Origin of the sequence: Hominiventricola filiformis (assembly GCF_020686965.1) — a bacterium.
Lineage (GTDB): Bacteria > Bacillota > Clostridia > Lachnospirales > Lachnospiraceae > Hominiventricola > Hominiventricola filiformis.
The window spans coordinates 18962-36847 of sequence record NZ_JAJEPS010000006.1 but is presented as its reverse complement, the minus strand read 5'-3'; the positions used below and the strand labels follow the sequence as shown (position 1 = coordinate 36847).

General features: G+C 43.7%; 19 protein-coding genes. 3 read left to right on the top strand and 16 right to left on the bottom strand.

From position 1 onward, the window contains the following. Positions 1-2 precede the first annotated feature (2 nt). Positions 3-926: a molybdenum cofactor synthesis domain-containing protein gene (locus LKD36_RS07715; RefSeq protein ID WP_308459234.1), complete on the bottom strand. Its 924-nt coding sequence runs from the start codon at positions 924-926 to the stop codon at positions 3-5. Positions 927-1096: 170 nt separating this feature from the next. On the opposite strand from LKD36_RS07715, the gene moaC reads away from it, so the two are divergent. Both moaC and moaA read left to right on the top strand, forming a co-directional pair. After that, positions 1097-1570: a cyclic pyranopterin monophosphate synthase MoaC gene (moaC, locus tag LKD36_RS07710; protein ID WP_308459233.1), complete on the top strand. Its 474-nt coding sequence runs from the start codon at positions 1097-1099 to the stop codon at positions 1568-1570. Next, positions 1567-2532 carry a GTP 3',8-cyclase MoaA gene (moaA, locus tag LKD36_RS07705; protein WP_308459232.1) on the top strand — a complete coding sequence of 322 codons (966 nt, stop codon included), beginning with the start codon at positions 1567-1569 and terminating at the stop codon, positions 2530-2532. Before moaC ends, moaA begins: the two co-directional genes overlap by 4 nt. A 3-nt stretch (positions 2533-2535) precedes the next feature. Here moaA and LKD36_RS07700 read toward each other — a convergent pair whose 3' ends face one another. The 9 genes from LKD36_RS07700 to LKD36_RS07660 form a co-directional block, all read right to left on the bottom strand. Further along, complete coding sequence (locus tag LKD36_RS07700; RefSeq protein ID WP_308459231.1) at positions 2536-3660, bottom strand: sulfate/molybdate ABC transporter ATP-binding protein; 1125 nt, start codon at positions 3658-3660, stop codon at positions 2536-2538. A gap of 6 nt (positions 3661-3666) precedes the next feature. Beyond that, the gene (modB, locus tag LKD36_RS07695; protein WP_308459230.1) at positions 3667-4338 is read right to left on the bottom strand and encodes a molybdate ABC transporter permease subunit; all 672 of its coding nucleotides are present in this window, start codon (positions 4336-4338) and stop codon (positions 3667-3669) included. An 18-nt stretch (positions 4339-4356) separates the two neighbouring features. Then, positions 4357-5202, bottom strand: coding sequence for a molybdate ABC transporter substrate-binding protein (gene modA, locus LKD36_RS07690; RefSeq protein ID WP_308459229.1), 846 nt, complete (start codon positions 5200-5202; stop codon positions 4357-4359). Between the two features lie 116 nt (positions 5203-5318). After that, on the bottom strand, positions 5319-6278 hold the full coding sequence (locus LKD36_RS07685; protein ID WP_118770049.1) for a HipA domain-containing protein: 960 nt from the start codon (positions 6276-6278) through the stop codon (positions 5319-5321). After that, positions 6275-6607: a HipA N-terminal domain-containing protein gene (locus LKD36_RS07680; RefSeq protein WP_308459228.1), complete on the bottom strand. Its 333-nt coding sequence runs from the start codon at positions 6605-6607 to the stop codon at positions 6275-6277. The genes LKD36_RS07685 and LKD36_RS07680 overlap by 4 nt, the downstream gene beginning before the upstream one ends. 3 nt (positions 6608-6610) lie before the next feature. Next, positions 6611-6811 carry a helix-turn-helix transcriptional regulator gene (locus tag LKD36_RS07675; protein WP_118770051.1) on the bottom strand — a complete coding sequence of 67 codons (201 nt, stop codon included), beginning with the start codon at positions 6809-6811 and terminating at the stop codon, positions 6611-6613. A 115-nt stretch (positions 6812-6926) separates the two neighbouring features. Beyond that, positions 6927-7859: an NTP transferase domain-containing protein gene (locus LKD36_RS07670; RefSeq protein ID WP_308459227.1), complete on the bottom strand. Its 933-nt coding sequence runs from the start codon at positions 7857-7859 to the stop codon at positions 6927-6929. A 264-nt stretch (positions 7860-8123) separates the two neighbouring features. Continuing rightward, entirely contained in the window at positions 8124-8606 is a 483-nt protein-coding gene (locus LKD36_RS07665; RefSeq protein ID WP_308459226.1) for a UvrD-helicase domain-containing protein, read from the bottom strand. Beyond that, the gene (locus LKD36_RS07660) at positions 8607-8858 is read right to left on the bottom strand and encodes a helix-turn-helix domain-containing protein (protein ID WP_308459225.1); all 252 of its coding nucleotides are present in this window, start codon (positions 8856-8858) and stop codon (positions 8607-8609) included. Between the two features lie 316 nt (positions 8859-9174). Here LKD36_RS07660 and LKD36_RS07655 point away from each other — a divergent pair, with 316 nt between their 5' ends. Further along, positions 9175-10527, top strand: a complete 1353-nt coding sequence (locus LKD36_RS07655) for an ATP-binding protein (protein WP_308459224.1) — start codon at positions 9175-9177, stop codon at positions 10525-10527. Positions 10528-10762: 235 nt separating this feature from the next. On the opposite strand, the gene LKD36_RS07650 is transcribed toward LKD36_RS07655, so the two are convergent. From LKD36_RS07650 to LKD36_RS07625, 6 genes are all read right to left on the bottom strand, one after another. Beyond that, a complete protein-coding gene (locus LKD36_RS07650) occupies positions 10763-11788 on the bottom strand; it encodes a molybdopterin-binding protein (RefSeq protein WP_308459223.1) in 1026 nt (341 codons plus the stop codon). 2 nt (positions 11789-11790) lie between these two features. Continuing rightward, positions 11791-13257 (bottom strand): sodium-dependent transporter, encoded by a 1467-nt coding sequence (locus LKD36_RS07645; protein ID WP_308459222.1) that lies wholly within the window; start codon positions 13255-13257, stop codon positions 11791-11793. A 110-nt stretch (positions 13258-13367) separates the two neighbouring features. Next, entirely contained in the window at positions 13368-14774 is a 1407-nt protein-coding gene (locus tag LKD36_RS07640) for a serine hydrolase domain-containing protein (RefSeq protein ID WP_308459221.1), read from the bottom strand. Then, the gene (locus LKD36_RS07635) at positions 14771-15856 is read right to left on the bottom strand and encodes a mandelate racemase/muconate lactonizing enzyme family protein (protein WP_308459220.1); all 1086 of its coding nucleotides are present in this window, start codon (positions 15854-15856) and stop codon (positions 14771-14773) included. Before LKD36_RS07635 ends, LKD36_RS07640 begins: the two co-directional genes overlap by 4 nt. A 21-nt stretch (positions 15857-15877) precedes the next feature. Beyond that, positions 15878-16897 carry an ABC transporter ATP-binding protein gene (locus tag LKD36_RS07630; RefSeq protein ID WP_308459219.1) on the bottom strand — a complete coding sequence of 340 codons (1020 nt, stop codon included), beginning with the start codon at positions 16895-16897 and terminating at the stop codon, positions 15878-15880. After that, on the bottom strand, positions 16897-17883 hold the full coding sequence (locus LKD36_RS07625; RefSeq protein ID WP_308459218.1) for an ABC transporter ATP-binding protein: 987 nt from the start codon (positions 17881-17883) through the stop codon (positions 16897-16899). The genes LKD36_RS07630 and LKD36_RS07625 overlap by 1 nt, the downstream gene beginning before the upstream one ends. Positions 17884-17886: the final 3 nt, after the last annotated feature.

Below are 17886 nucleotides of genomic sequence, written 5' to 3'. Positions count from 1 at the left end.
TTTTATTTCCGGGCACAATTAGTCGCTGCCCCTGTCAGAATTTCCAGTCCGTGCTGCAGGGAAGGCAGAATATATTCCAGTGACTCTTTCACCGCTTTCGGACTGCCCGGAAGATTGATAATCAGAGTCTGTTTTCGGATACAGGCTGTTGCCCTGCTCAGCATAGCTCTCGGCGTAATGGTCATGCTGTAGGCACGGATGGCCTCCGGGATCCCCGGAACCATCCGCTCCGAGATGTCCATGGTTGCCTCCGGCATACAGTCCCTCGGCGAAAATCCCGTTCCCCCTGTCGTCAACAGAAGCTCTGCAATCCCCTCATCAGCAATACGAGCCATCTCCGCCGCCAGCATATCCCGGTCATCCGGCAGGAGAATGGTATGCACCACTTCATATCCATTGTTTTCCAGTATTTTCCTGATTGCCGGACCACTTAGATCCTCTCTTTCTCCTGCATAACCGGAATCACTGGACGTAAGAATCGCTGCCCGGAAAGGCCTTTTTACCACGTTAATCTCATCTCCCTCAGAAATGACACCACCCTTCAGAACTCTTGCAAAAATTCCTTCTCTTGGCATAATGCAGTCCCCCATGACCTTAAAGATCTCACAACCGCTGTGACACTGCTTACCAATCTGAGTTACTTCCAGAAGGACCTCATTGCACTGCAGACGCGTCCCTATGGGAAGTGTCTTTAAATCAATTCCCTGCACCGTCAGATTTTCGCCAAATGCGCCATCTACAACCGGTGCGCCTTTCTTCTTAAAATCTTCTATTTTTTCATAAGATAAAAGACTGACCTGGCGATGCCATTTTCCGGCATGAGCGTCGTGCTCCACGCCCCAGTCTTCAATAAGGTTTGCGGAATGTATATTTTTTTTGGGTGTCCCCTTCTCTTCACTTATATTTACAGCAATAATTTTCCCCATACTGCCAGTTCCTCCTCATGCGTACTGTAAGTAAATCTACTTCTATGGTACCTTATCTTCGATGGAAAAGCAACCGCCACAAGTTTGACAGAAAAGAATGCCAACGGTATAATAAATCCCAGAAATCCCTCATTTTTCTATCAACTGTGGGATTATATAAGGAGAATCACATGAGTGAATTTACACATTTTAACCGGCAGGGCGAAGCCGTCATGGTCGATGTAAGCGAAAAATCCGATACCGCACGGGAAGCGATTGCGGAAGGCCGCATCTGCATGAGCCAGGAGTGTTTTGAGAAAGTAAAAGAAGGATCTATGGGAAAAGGAGATGTGCTCGGTGTGGCAAGGGTGGCCGGTATCATGGCTGCTAAGAAAACCTCAGAGCTCATTCCCCTCTGTCATCTTCTGAACCTGACAAAAGTGGAAATTCATTTTGAAATGGAAGAACCGGAATCTTCTATCCGTGCCATATGTACTACCCGCACCACGGGAAAGACCGGTGTGGAGATGGAAGCATTAACCGGTGTGCAGATTGCCCTTCTGACCATCTACGATATGTGCAAGGCCGTGGACAAACGGATGGAGATGAGCGATATCCATCTTTGCGAAAAAAAAGGTGGAAAAAGCGGGGATTTTGTACGATGAAGGATCACTACGGACGAACCATCGATTACCTGCGTGTCTCCATCACAGACCGCTGCAATTTGAGATGCCGTTACTGTATGCCTCATGGAATTGAATGGGTTCCTATGGAAGAGATCCTGACGCTGGAAGAAATCACAGAAGTCTGCAGACAGGCATCTGCCCTTGGTATCCGAAAAATCAAAATCACCGGCGGGGAACCATTGGTGCGGAAGGGATGCATCGATCTCATTGGTATGCTGACCTCCCTTCCGGGGATTGAGCAGGTAACTCTGACCACCAACGGTATTCTGCTTAAAGAATATGCAGCAGACCTGAAGCGTCAGGGACTCCATGCAGTTAATGTAAGCCTTGATACCCTGAATCCGGATACGTATACAAAGATTACCGGAGCTTCTGAACTTTCCCGCGTACTGGAAGGTATCCGCACCATGGAAGCCTTACACATTCCACTGAAAATTAACGTGGTATTGCAACAGAATGTCAATGCTGGAGAGTGGAAAGATCTTGTTTTACTTGCAAAAGAGCATCTGCTGGATGTTCGTTTTATCGAGCTAATGCCCATTGGATACGGAAAAGAACTGTCTCCCATTTCTAATTCAGAACTTTTGGAAAAGCTGACTTTTACATTCGGTTCGTTGATACCAGAAGAACGACCTCATGGAAACGGACCTGCCCGCTATTATCGTATCGAAGGATTTCAGGGCAGCATCGGCTTTATCAGTGCCATTCATGGAAAATTCTGTAATCAGTGCAACCGTATCCGCCTGACTGCGACAGGAGAACTCAAACCATGTCTTTGTTACGGCGACCATATTTCCATAAAAAAAGCCCTCAGAACCGGAAGTCCTGAGGACGTCAGGCAGCTGCTCACACAGGCTATCTATCAGAAACCTGCCGCTCACTGCTTTGAAACTATTTCTGCTGTAACGGAAACGAATGAAATGTCCCGTATCGGCGGTTAATGTTTATTTTAATACCATCACATCCGCAGGATTTACATGGAGCCATACAGTATCCTGCGGGTGTTCTTTTTCACAGAACTCCTGCCAGAATTCCTTGGTTATCTCCACACGGATTTTATCAAAATGCTGTTTTCGGCTCTTTTCTGAGCTTTCTGCATGCTCAGGACGTACCATGAGCACCGTTGAAAATACATCATCAATGACCTTTTCCATATGACATGGAAATGTATTTTCCGGATGAGCAGCCGCTTCCTGCTCAGTGACAGGATGAATATAATGACTACGGACTCCAATATAATGGATTTCTCCTGAAGACATTCCCGTATAGGAAAGTGTCTCGCCCCAATCCGGTACATAAACGTTGCCCGGTTGTTCTGCGGAAGCTGCTTTTGTAACTTTTGCTCTTGCAAAATTTTTGCAGCCGGATAACAATGCCGCAGCTCTTGACTCCGGTGCTTCAAACAGCTGTTTTACAGGAATTACCGGACTGGAAATGCCATGATCCATGACACACACACGGTCACAGATTCGATAAACTTCATCTCTGCTATGAGAGACAAAGAGAGTTGGTCCCGCAAAATCCTTCAGCACATCCAGCAGTTCCTGTTCCAGATTCCACCGAAGATAACCATCAAGGGCCGAAAAAGGCTCATCCAGCATCAAAATATCCGGACTGGACAGAAAAATACGCGCCAGTGCGACTCTCTGCTGCTGTCCGCCTGATAATTCAGAAGGTTTATGCCGTTCCAGACCGTTCAGTTCAAATTTCTCCAGGATTTCCCGAATCTTCTGACTGGCTGTATTTTTATTTTTCTCACAGGCCATAAGCCCCGCCATCAGGTTCTGCTGTACCGTCATGTTCGGAAACAATGCATAATTCTGAAATAAAAGGCCCACATGGCGGTCCTGGGGGCGGACGTTGATCTTCATGGAAGAATCGAACAGTACTTTACCATTCAGTTCAATATGTCCCTCGTCCGGTTTCATAATACCGGCGATACAACGAAGGGTCATGCTCTTTCCGCATCCGGAGGCACCTAAGATACCCGTCACACCATCCTGAACCTCAAACTTCGTCTCCAATGTAAAGTCGCCCAGCTTCTTTCTGATATCTACATATAATGACATGATCTCCTACCTCCCGGCTGACCGTCTCTGCTTCTTTTCCAGAAGGTTTACAGCCAACAGTACCACTGCAGAAATCGCTACATTTACCAGCACCCACTTAAATGCAAGGACATCGTTGTCGGTCCGCCACAACTGATAGACCGTTGTCGAAATTGTGGCAGTCTTGCCGGGGGTATAGCCTGCTATCATGCTGGTTGCACCATACTCGCCCAATGCTCTTGCAAAGGCCAGTACCGTTCCTGCCAGGATTCCCTGTCGGCAGGCCGGCATCCGGATATGCCAGAAAATAAATGTATTGGAAAGTCCCAGCGTCTGACCAGAATAGGCAAGGGTCTCGTCAAAACTCTCAAAAGCACCGCGGACTGTCCGGTACATAAGCGGAAATGCCACTACTGCCGCTGCAAAAATCCCGGAATACCAGGTCATGACCATTTTTGTACCAAACGTCTCCAGCACCCATGCACCAAAAGGCCGTCTGGGTCCCATGAGCATAAGTAGAAAATACCCCACAACCGTAGGCGGCAGTACCAGCGGCAATGTCAGTACTACATCCAACACACCCTTTACCGCCGGTGGAAGCTTCGCTATATAGTAGGCCGAAAAAATGCCCGAAAAAAACACGATCACACTGGCAATCAGCGCAATGCGCAGAGAATTATACAGTGGAAACCAGTCCATACATGCCTCCCGATTCCATTATTCCGCTGCCGTAAATCCCACAGCTTCAAATACCTGCATACAAGTATCTGTCTGCAGATATGCAAGGAATTCCTTTGCTGCCTCAGGGTTCTTGGAAATATTCAGAACTGCTGCAGGATAAATCACCTGTTTGCACAAGTCTCCCTCAGCCTGATCAACAACTGTCAGTCCTGCTGAAAATGCATCTGTCGCATAAATAATACCTGCATCAGCAGCTGCCTCAGATACCTGGGTAGTTACCTCCTTTACATTAGAACCATAGGTAATCTTGCCCTCCGCCTCCAGGCTGTCCAGAATACCAAGATTCGTCAGAATCTCGGTAGAATACTGTCCTACCGGAACATCTTCATTTCCAAGAGCCAACAGGGAAAGCTTGTCGGTTCCCAGATCCTCAAAAGACTCAATATCCTTCGGATTGCCATCTGGAACAGCCAGAACTACCTTATTTTCAAGAAGATTCACTCTGGTTCCTTCCAGGACATAATCAAGCTCTTCTGTGTTCACTTCCGGATCTGCATCCTTATCAAGCTGATTCATCTGTTTCTGTGCTGCGGAAATAAAAAGATCGCAGTCTGCTCCCTCCTGAATCTGGGTTTTCAGAGTTCCTGAAGAATCAAAATTAAAAACCAGTGTTACATTCGGAGCAACGTCCTTATACATTTCCTGAATCTCGGTCAGGGTTTCGGTCATGGATGCAGCTGCAAATACATTTAAAGTTACCGGTTCTGCCTCTGCTGCAGAATCGCCTGCTGCCGGAGCCTCTTTGGTCTTTGATGCACCGCAGCCTGACAGAGATACTGCCATCGCACCTGCCAGTAAACCTGCAATCAATCTCTTCTTCATAATCTATTCCTCTCTTCTTACGCCTTTTGTTATCGTTATTTTTTTCAAAGAATAACGATGCGTATATTATAACGAAAAGGTACGGATGGTACAAGGGATTCGTCAACATTTTCTAATTACACCAGTACCTGTATCCGCTCCCGTATTAATTGTTTTACCATTAACTTTTGATCTTCTGACAAATAGGAACTATCCACCTGTGTCAAAAGCTTTTTCTCCATGAGACAGATTCTCTTTATCATATTCTCTGCCGCTTTTGGCGCAATTTCACAGGACTCTGCCAGTTTCCGAAATTCTTTCTTATGTATATTTCGTTTTTTACCATTAATAGTAAGTGCTAGTTGTTCTTTATCCTCCGGCATAATCACATTTACAGGAAGCATGTCATACGCTTTTGATAACTGGAATTTTCGATTTCCTGGCTCTGTCTCCTTTAAGGAAAAATTTTTTAAATGCATATCAGAATTTCCCATAACAAAAGAAGCTGTCACTCGCAGAAACATTTCTGACAGATCTAATCCTGGCATAATCGAATATTTTTTTATAATTCGTCCGCAGTTTTCATATGAACCTTTATACTTATCCTGCGTTAATCGCCTCGACAACTGACAAAAATCTTCCATTGCATACAGCTTAACTTCTTTGTCTGTTATTTCCCGGTCAATTCTTTTGGTAATATAAGCGTATTCATTTCCAATTTTAATCAAAGCATGTGGCACCGTCTGAATTCCCATAAGTTCAGCAAGGCGCATAGCAAGGTCTTCATATTCTGGCATATTCTCGAATTCTTCTGTCTGAGGCTTCAAAATATATCCCGTAGGATAATCCACCATAGTAAGACGATTCTGCAATTCTTTCGATAAATGTAAGGACAATTTTTTCTGAACTCCAGGTACCGTAAGTCCTTCATTTACAGTTTCCCGTGCCAGAGTTTCCAATTGTTCTTTTGTGATGTCTAAAATAGGCAGCGTATCGGTCTGAAAAAACTTTTTCACACATTTCTTATGCCACTGCCATTCCTTTTCCGCACTCGATGCGGCATCTGTAATCGTTTTTCCGCAGCATAAACAATTCATATCTTTTCCCCTCTGATGTATACATCTCCAATACAATCTTTGCATGCAAGTAGCAACAGTCCAAAACGATCTTTCTGATTAATTTTCCAATTTCTACTGACAATCCCAAGAAGCCATCCTTCCGGAATCAGACCATCGAAAAACGGAAACAAAATAGTCGTTTCATATGGCTCTTCACGTAAAGGCAACGTCAAACTGACCGCTGCTGCATCTTCTCGCTCAAGGTAATCTTTATCATAAGAAAATGAATAGCCTTCTTCTGTTTCAGCAATAATTCCGGCGAAATGATTTTGAATATATACATAGCCCTTTCTATATTCTGACTCCACCTGTTACTCCTCCTTCTCCCCCGGTACAGCTTCTTTCCCGAACATTGCCAATGCCTGATTCACTTTATCCAGACGCACGGTTTCCTTTCCCTGTTCCAATTCTCGTACAAAACGAAGACCTAATCCGGAACGTATTGCAAATTCTTCCTGCGTCAATCCAACTCTTTTTCTTTCTTGTTTTATATAATCTCCAATAATACTCATATATTATATAATACTCCCGTTCGGGTATAATTTCAATGTTCTTACGAAAATTATTCCCGTTCGGGTATAATTTATTCATCAACATTCAAAATACTCCCGTTCGGGTATAAACATTTTACTGAAACTCTCCAAAATACACATCAAAGAAGTTCTGTGTAATCCTCCGCATATCCTCTACCATGGCATGATATCGCTCCATAAAGACCCTTCCTTCCGGTGTGATGGTCGAGCTTCCACCATTCTTTCCACCATTACACCGATTAAGAAACCGAAAGCCCAGTTCTTTTTCTGCCCGGTTAATGATCTTCCATCCTTTGGAATAGGACATATTCATTTTTGCCGCAGCAGCCTGGATAGAACCTGTCTCATCAATATATTTCAGAAGATCATAGACGCCAGGACCGAAGAAATCTTCTTCTCTGGAAATGACCAGCTTATTCCGAAAATGAAGGGTAGTGGCATTCCAACGATCTTTTAAATATTGACTGATATGGTCGACCCCATTTTCCTCTAACAGAGAATAGGTAATGCCTGGATCATCAGTGAACAAATGTTCTGTATTTAGTTGTGTCCATAGATCCTCTGCATTCTGTTGTTCATCCAAGTCAGCATCCATCACAATGCTTCGTGGCCATCCAGGCTGTTCCTCATACGCCGGCACCGCTGAATGTTCACAGTCAAGCAGCTGCTCCAGTGTTTTATCTGCAAAAGCCGGATATTCCACCGGAAGTACCAGTACCCGATCCATCTGTTCCTTTGCTTGAAGAAGCCCAAGAGCCAGTGCATCCGTAAAACTGTGCCTCTGATAATCCTCATCCTCTATGATGACCACATTATTATGACTCAGATGCAGTTGCAATGTCTCGCTGTGGCATCCTGTCAATACCAATATGGGTGAAATCTTTGCCTTCCGCAGTTTCGCAATCTCTCCCTTAATAACCGTCGTCCCATCCAGCGGATACATGGGAAGAAATACGGGAATTCCTTCGTTGTCCTGCTGCCCTTCTCCATAATCACCGGAGGCAATGATTAAAGCTCCTGTTTTCATGCTGTTCTTTCTCCACAATCCATGTAAATAATTCTTGTCTTGTCATCTCTTAAATTTATTTTTTGAGTCTATATCTACGGTTTGTATTTGTACCAATAGCTTCAATGCCATCCATCTTTGCCAAAATCACTCTTGTTCGCGGAGCACTTAATCCAAGATAAGCTGCTATGTCATTAGTTTTTGCCTCGTCATTTTGAGTGAGATATTCGTATATCTTTTCGATACTATCACTAAGCATTGCGTCAATATCTACAACCTCTTCTGTCAAATTATTTGAAAATTCACAGATTGCCTGCGCCCATTTCCAAGCGCCACCCTTTGGCATAACATTTTCAATTCCAGAAATCGTTCTGAATTTGTAGATATTTCTAAAAACCAAATACTGCTGATCAAATGTATCCAAAAGTCTGTAGTTTTTTTCAGTCTTGTATACTCTAAGTGATCTTTAATAATGCGAAGGCATAGAGAATGAAATGTTCCCACGTACATTTCATTGACATTCACTGTAATATTTCTGCTTGTCAGTTCATTTGTGATACGTGTAATCAGTTCCTTCGCCGCTTTTTCCGTAAACGTAGCAATAAAAATCTCTTCTGGTTTAACGCCTTGTTCTTCAATTAAATAAATAGCTCTTTGCACCAAAGTATAGGTTTTTCCGGTACCAGGACCCGCCGTAATAAGAACAGGTCCTTCTGTAGTAGAAATAGCTTGTCTTTGGCCATCATTTGCATTACCAAAATCAAACATTTATTTTTCCTCTATATTCCTTATTTTTCCAGTTTTTTCGCTACTATCTTCACCCGGGACTATTTCCATAATATCTGCAATATCACATTTCAAATATTCGCATATCTTTACTAGTACATCTGTAGTGATATTTGCACCCTTACCAAGCTTCGCTATGGACGCAGAACTGATTCCAACCTTCTTAGCAAATTCCGTTTTCTTCATATCCATCTCTACAAGCTTTACCCATAATTTTTTGTATGATAATTTCATTTTCTCTGCTCTCCTTCGAGAAGTCTTGCCTCTAATTCCTTTTAAAATTATATCACGCTTTTCACCGGACAACAATATTTCAAGTGCTAACATGCAGAATAAATTTACATTCGCAAATATTTTCTTTTCTCATCAACTACAATGGTGGAGTGAAAAATTGACTTCCAGTTTGCAAAAGTAAATCCCTGTTCTTAAAAGTTCTTGTGATTTCCCTTCATCTCGCATATAATAAAAATGTGATTGTAATCACATAAATACGTATAATAATGTGATTTTTTACACATAATTCTTAATAATTATGTGAAAGGAGCTTTTTATGGAACGTTTTATTCTGGATAACCTTTTGAAATGGAAGAATTCCCACTACCGCAAGCCCCTGATTTTGAAGGGTGTTCGTCAGGTAGGAAAGACCTGGATTCTGAAAGAATTTGGAAAACGGTACTACGAAAATACTGCCTATTTCAACTTTGATGAAAATGAAGAGTACAAACAGTTTTTTGAAACCACGAAAGATGTAAACCGCATATTACAAAACCTTATGCTTGTCAGTGGTGAAAAAATTGTCCCGGAAAAGACTTTGATCATTTTTGATGAAATACAGGACTGTCCTAAAGTAATCAATGCTATGAAATACTTTTGTGAAAATGCTCCGCAATATCACATTGCCTGCGCCGGGTCTTTATTGGGTATTGCTCTGGCAAAACCATCTTCTTTCCCTGTTGGCAAAGTCAATTTTATGCAGATTGATCCCATGACTTTCAAGGAATTTCTGATTGCCAATGGTGATGAAAACCTTGTTAAATATCTGGACAGCATAAATACAATTGAACCAATTCCAGATGCATTTTTTAATCCGCTCTATGAGAAATTAAAAATGTACTACATTACCGGTGGAATGCCGGAGTCTGTATTAATGTGGACCGAAGCCCGGGATGTTTCTGCCATGCAGGATGCCTTATCCGGAATCATCAATGCCTATGAAAGAGATTTTGCGAAACATCCGGATACACATGAATTTCCAAAGATCTCCATGATCTGGAAATCCATTCCTTCTCAGCTCGCAAAAGAAAACAAAAAATTTCTTTATAAGGTTGTCAAAGAAGGAGCCAGAGCCCGGGAATACGAGGATGCTTTGCAATGGTTAGTAGATGCCCGACTGGTGCACAAAGTTTATCGAAGCAGTGCTCCGCGTCTTCCTATTGCTGCTTATGATGATTTGTCTGCCTTTAAATTATATTTAGTAGATGTTGGTTTACTCCGCCGTCTGGCACAGCTGGCTCCCACCGCCTTCGGAGATGGGAACCGTCTTTTTACTGAATTCAAAGGAGCATTAACTGAAAATTACGTCCTTCAGACTTTGACTACACAGTTTGAAGTCACACCTCGCTACTGGAGTCAGGCAAATCCTCCCTATGAAGTGGATTTTCTTATTCAACGTGAAAATGATATTTTCCCAATTGAAGTAAAATCCGAGGATAATACAACCAGCAGAAGCCTGAAAAAATTTAAAGAATTATTTCCGGACCAGGTCAAACTTCGTGCCCGCTTCTCACTGGATAACCTCAAACTGGACGATGATCTCCTGAACATTCCTTTATTTATGGCTGATTACACAGATCAACTGATTGGATTTGCCCTGGAGCAGAAAAAGACCTCCATTTCGCTTTAATTAAACTTTTGGCGTGGGTCTATATGAAAATAGTCCCACGCCAGTTCCTGTTTTTCTTATCCTCAATAAGTTTTTACACGCAAAATGGGTCTAATAATCGCTCCATTGAGCAAAGTTCCACGCTTTTTGAAAAAGGCAGGAACTTTTGAGAGCAAATGAATGCTATAGACCCACAGCTCCGCAGCATACCCGCTAATGCTATGGACCCACAGCTCCGCAACACACCTGCTTTTTTCTATATTCCCTTTCCAAACCCACAATTCGGGTAATGGCAGGGCTTACATCCCAGGCAGAAGCCTCCATTTCCCATATGGGCCAGTTCTTTCTTTGTGATCTCTACGCCTGCCGCAATGCGTGGCAGAACCAGATCGAAGATTGTGGCTTTGGCATACATGACACAACCGGGCAAGCCAAGAACAGGTGTTCCATCTTCAAAATAGGCCAGCAGGAACATAGCTCCAGGAAGTACCGGTGCACCGTAGGATACAATTCTCGCACCGGTATTTTTAATAGCACCCGGTGTCCGGTCATCCGGATCCACGCTCATGCCGCCGGTGCAGAGAATGAGATCGGCTCCTTCTTCCTTCAGCTTCAGAATCGCATCGGTAATGCGCTCCATATTGTCGTCGCAGAGAACATGTCCACAGACTTCAATTCCATAAGCTGCCAGCTTCTCGATAATAACCGGTGTGAAGGTATCTTTGATTCTTCCATAATAAACTTCATTTCCGGTGGTAACGATGCCCGCCTTCATTGGTTTAAAGGGAGTCAGGGAAACCAACGGTTTTTCACCTGCTGCCTCTTTGACCCGTTCCATTTTCTCTTTTACAATGACCAGAGGAATGACGCGGGTACCAAGAAGACGGTCTCCTTTTTTCACTGCTGTATTGGTATGCCGGGTGGCAATCATCACCTCGTCAATCTCATTGATCGTATCCAGCCTCGGCACATCCACCCGAAACAGGCCATCGCAGTCTGCCACCAGTTCGATCTTTCCTTCTTTTACATCCGTTGGATGCATATGCTCATTGATACAGACATTTTTCAGGATCTCCGCTGCCTCATTTTCATGGAGAGTGTTTTCATCCTTTTCCCATACATAGAGGTGATCCTTTCCGAGGGACAGCAGAACCGGAATATCCTCCTCTGTCACAATATGTCCTTTCCGGAATGCTGTGTCCTTTACCACATCCTTCACAATTCTTGTAATATCATGGCAGAGCACATGACCTACCGCATCCGTTGTATTAATACATTTCATGATTATTTCCTCCGAGTGTGTTTCTTGAGTGCACACCAGCAGATAAATCCAAGAAATACGATTGCCGCAGTCATCCAGCATACCAGCGTTACAGTTCCCTGACCGCTGAATTTATCATAGTAACCTTTCAGGTAGATAAATGCGATCAGCGCCGGGATTCCCCAAGCCACATAGGCTTTTAATCCTGCCGGGAATTTCAGTCCGTCTCCGGAATTAGCCTCCTTAATGAAGGCATCCCAGCCCCAGCCGTTTCTGCTGGTACAGAAGAGAAGATAACCCAGGCTTCCCAGCGGCAGCAGGTTATTGGATACAATGAAGTCCTCCAGATCCATAATCGTGCTTCCTTCACCAAGGGGTTGAAGGAAGGACAGTACATTAAATCCAAGAACCGCCGGCATGGACAGGATCATCACCAGGACTGCACTCACCAGAACGCTCTTCTTTCTGGTCCATCCGAACAGGTCCATATCAAATGCAATGATATTTTCAAATACCGCAATAATCGTGGACAGTGCTGCAAAGGTCAGAAACAGGAAAAACAGTGCGCTCCATAAAAATCCTCCCGGCATCTGTGCAAAAATATTTGGCAGTGTAATAAATACAAGACTTGGACCTGCGCCCGGCTCAATTCCGTAAGCGAAGCATGCCGGAATAATGATAAATCCTGCGGTCAGTGCCACAAAGGTATCCAGAATCGTAATATTAATGGCCTCACCGGTCACACTTCTGGAATGATCCAGATAGCTTCCGAAGATCATCATCGCGCCGATACCGAGAGACAAAGTAAAAAATGCCTGACTCATAGCACCGAAAACTACATTTCCAATACCGGTCTCTACCATCTTTTCAAAATCCGGAACCAGATAAAAACGGATTCCGGCTCCAGCGCCTTCTAAAAATACGGAATGGATGGCAAGTACCACCATCACGACCAGAAGCGCCGTCATCATAATTTTCGATACTTTCTCCACACCTGCCTGCAGACCAAAAATACAGACTGCAAAACCGATGATGCAGATCAGAACCGTCCAGAAAATCATGGTCGGATAATCTACCAGCATATTGCTGAAGGCCTGCGTGATAGCCTCCGGTGAAGTACCTGCAAAATCACCGCACAGACTCTTGAAGCAGTAATACATCATCCAGCCGCCAACCATGGTGTAGAACATCATGAGCAGGTAACAGCCAAAAATACCAATATATTTCATGTTGTGCCATGAAGTGCCCTCCGGTTCAATCTGATCAAATGCCAGTGCTACACTTCGTTTACTTCCACGTCCGATGGTGAACTCACAGACCATGGCTGGAATGCCCATAATAAGCAGGAAAATCAGGTAAATCAGAATAAATGCTGCTCCACCGTAAGCTCCGCACATATATGGAAATTTCCATACGTTCCCGATTCCAATCGCACATCCTGCTGATACCAGGATGAATCCCATACGGGAACTGAATTTTTCTCGTTTCATTTCTTACCCCTCCGTATATATCATAACAATTAATCATTATAATTTGCTCTTATTCTCATTGCAAGCATATATTAAAAAAAGCCGCATATTTATGCGACTTTTTTTAGCAATTAATTCATTTCTTTTGGGAAAATACGGCTTCCATAGTGAGCAGCATACACATGACCTTCTTCATCCCGAATTGCAGTAAGATAAATGTCAGAATATTTCTTCCGAACCATTCCCTGCCATGGGTAAACAGCCTGAAGATCTGTCGGATTTCCGTTAACTTTCATGGACAATGTTCCGTTTTCCTCTGTAAGCTCAAAGGTATCACCTTCTCCAGATACATAACGTCCTGCAAGTTCTTCCACTTCCTGTCTGCTCCAGCTGCGTATATTATGATTCTGACGTACTTCCTGTACATCCAGACCACAATATGCTCTTAATGCTGCATCGGCAATTGCTGCCACAGAGACATCCATTGTGTTGCAAAGTACTACGATTCCAACTTCTTCCTGCGGACAGAAAGAGAAGTTGGAAGATACCCCAGGAAGACTTCCGCCATGCTCATAAACAGCACGGTCTTCCAGCTGTTTCGTTTCCAGTCCATAACCATAATAGATTCCTGGCTTCATAAACTGACGTGGTTTTCCCATTTCCTGAATGGAATAACGATCCACAATCTGGTTCCCATTTTCGGCAGTTCCTTCATTTAGATACATAACAGCATATTTCAGCATATCTCCCATCGTAGACTTCATACCACCACCGCCATGAAGGACAAACGCATCATTCTGGTAATCTCTGTCAGCTCTCCATTCACCATTTTCAAAGGAATATAAGGTGGCGGCATTGTCATCCAGTGTATTGCGGATGAAACTGATATTACTGCGGTCCATACCAAGCGGTTTCAAAATTTTCTTATCGAGATATTCTGCAAAAGAGCCGTATCCGGAATGACGGCGTACAATATCGGAAAGGAGACCAAAACCGTCATTGCAGTAACTCAGACGCTGTCCTGGACGTCCGGTAAAACGAGTCTGTTCATCAAGGCGTTCAGCCACTCTGCGGACACCTTCCTCCGCAAAGTCTTCACGATAAATCAACTCATCTTCCAAAGAATCTTCAATTCCCATTTCCTGTGCAGTTTTGTTAATGACAATACGCGGAAGAGGGAAAAATCCTCCGCTATGACACATCAGATGCCAGAGTTTTACTGGCTCTTTCAGGTTTTTATTCGTAAATTCCGGAACATATTTGGATACCGGATCATCTACCGACAAAAGTCCGTCTTTCTGCATCTGCATAATAGCCAATGCCGTAAAAGATTTTGTAACAGACGCCATTCCGAAAATCGTATCACGCGTAATCGGTAATTGATTTTCTTCATCCCGGTAACCAAAGTAGTTTTCATACTGAATCTGTCCATCAGAATCAACAATTCCAACTGCAATACCTCGAGCCTGGCCATCCTTCATGACCTGAGCAATCAGCTCTTCTAATTGTTTTCTGCCTTCCTCTGTCATGCGGTTCATGAGAGCATCTCCTTTTTCAGACCTTTAATACCAAGTCCCGGATCATCAGAAAGAATCAGATGTCTGGTATCTTTTACTGTCAGACCGCCTTCAAATGGAAGTTCTTTCAAAGAGAAGGTTGCATCCAGATCTGCACGTGTAATATTTTTTAATGCAGCACCTAAAGATGCAGCCGCTGTAATACCAATTCCACTTTCCTCTGCCATGCATCCTAACATAACTTCTACACCTGCAGCTTCTGCAATAGCAGTAATCTTCTTGGCTTCATAAAGACCGCCGCATTTCATAAGCTTGATATTAATCAGATCTACAGCACGATGAGAAACCAGATGAAGTGCATCCTTGGAGTCCCAGCAGCTTTCATCTGCCATGATCGGTACAGAACTGTTTGCGGTAACGTATTTCAGTCCCTCAAAATCAAAACGTGGAACCGGCTGCTCAACTAGTTCAATATCATATTCATTCAGACGGCTGATCAGTTCAACGGCTTCTTTTGCCTTCCATCCCTGATTGGCATCAAGACGAATCTTCGCTTTGTCTCCTACTGCTTCACGGATTGCGCGTACTCTCGCAAGATCCGTTGCAAAATCAACGCCGACCTTCGTTTTAATTACATTGAACCCTGCTTCTACGTGTTCTCTTGCACGCTGTGCCATAACCTCCGGATCATCAATTCCAACAGTCATATCAGTCTCGATTTCATTGGAAAGTCCGCCAAGAACCTTATAAAGCGGAAGACCTGCTTTCTTTCCCAGAATATCATGACAAGCAAGATCAATTGCTGCCTTGGCACTGCCGTCATAAGCAACCGCACGGTTCATTACAGTCCAGATAGCTTCCATATCACAAGGATCCATGCCGATCAGCTTCTCTTTAAGCCGTTCAATGGTTGCAACCGTTCCTTCCAGATTTTCACCGGTAATCAGCGGTCCCGGTGAGCCCTCCCCATAACCTGTAATTCCTTCATCGGTCTCGATCTCAACCAGGCAGCTGACTGCATGAGTAATCAGACCAAGTGCGATACGAAATGGCCGTACAAGCGGAACCTGCATTTTGTAGGTTCTAATCTCTGTAATTTTCATGATATTTCCCCCTCCCCATGATTAATTTTCTTTTTTATCGTTTTCTGTGCAGGAACCACCACAAAAATGGCATGCACATAAATGTCCGTTTCCAACATCTTTCAGTTCCGGTTTCTGACTGGAGCAAATCTCCTGTGCCATAAAACAGCGTGTATGGAAGATACAGCCAGACGGCGGATTTGCCGGACTTGGAAGATCTCCCTGCAATAAGATTTTCTTTCTTTTTGAATGACGCTCCGGAACAGGAATTGCAGATAACAATGCCTGTGTATATGGATGTGACGGATGATCAAAAAGCTCATTCTTATCTGCAAGCTCTACCACATGACCAAGGTACATGACCATCACACGGTCAGAAATATGTTTGATAACACTTAAGTTATGAGAAATGAAAATATATGCCATTCCCATGGACTGCTGCAGCTGACGCAGCAGGTTCAGTACCTGAGACTGAATAGAAACATCCAATGCAGATACCGGTTCATCACATACTACCAGTGACGGGTTCAATACGATAGCACGGGCGATACCGATTCTCTGACGCTGTCCGCCGGAAAATTCATGCGGGTACCGATTATAATATTTGGTATTCAGGCCAACCACTTCCATGACCTTCAGCACATGTGCCCGTGTTTCTTCCTTTGTTTTATACCGTTTCTGGATATTCAGCGGTTCAGCAATAATCTCACCGACCGTCATTCTCGGGTTTAAGGATGCATACGGATCCTGGAAAATAATCTGCATATCCGCACGCATTTTGCGAAGTTCCTGACCGGATGCTTTCGTAAAATCTTTTCCTTTATAAAGAATTTCACCCTCTGTTGGCTCAATCAGACGAAGGACTGACCGGCCCATCGTAGATTTACCGCATCCGGATTCACCTACGACTCCCAGAGTTTCTTTTGCGTCCAGCTTAAACGATACTCCGTCTACTGCCTTGATCCATGCTTTGTCTTTCTTCATAAATGAAGATTTTCCCGGGAATAATTTCCGCAGGTTCCGGACCTCCAGAAGCGGAGTTTTTTCATTCAGTTCACTCATTAGATGTTTTCCCCCCACTCCTTTGTGTATTTAAAGCAACGCACTTTACGGCCTTCAGCTTCCACAAGCTCCGGCATCTTCTGACGACAAATCTCCCGTGCTTCCGAACATCTCGGACAGAATGCACATCCTGCCGGCATATCATCAAAACTCGGAACCATACCTTTAATGACACTCAGTTCTTTTGTATCATCGTCGTCCAGTTTCGGAATACATTTCATCAGTCCATCTGTATATGGATGCATCGGCTTATCAAAAATCTGATCACAGGTTGCATGCTCTACTACTTTTCCAGCATACATGACCATAACATCATCTGCAACTTCTGCAATAACCCCCAGATCATGCGTAATCATCATGACGGAAGTACCGGTCTTCTCTTTCAGCTCATTGATCAGATCCAGAATTTGTGCCTGAATTGTCACATCCAGAGCAGTAGTCGGTTCGTCACAGATCAGCATATCCGGATTACAGCAAAGTGCCATAGCAATCATAACACGCTGACGCATACCACCGGAAAGCTGATGTGGATACTCATCAAAACGACGCTCTGCAAGCGGAATTTTTACAAGCTTTAACATTTCAATGGCGCGCTCTTTTGCTTCAGACTTTGTCATGTTTTCATGAAGTAAAAGTGCCTCAACCAGCTGCTGTCCAATTGTATATACCGGATTCAAAGATGTCATCGGTTCCTGAAAGATCATTGCAATTTTCTTTCCACGGATCGCACGCATCTGAACTTCTGTCTTCTTCAGAAGATCCTCTCCCTCAAAGAGAATTTCGCCGCCTTCAATGTTCCCCGGTTTTTCTACCAGTCCCATAATAGATAATGAAGTGATACTTTTTCCACATCCTGACTCGCCTACAATACCGAGAGTCTTTCCTTTCTCCACGTCAAAAGAAACTTCATTTACCGCTTTTACCAGACCTGCCTCGGTATGAAAATAGGTTTTCAGGTTTTTTACCTGTAAAATTTTTTCTGCCATCTC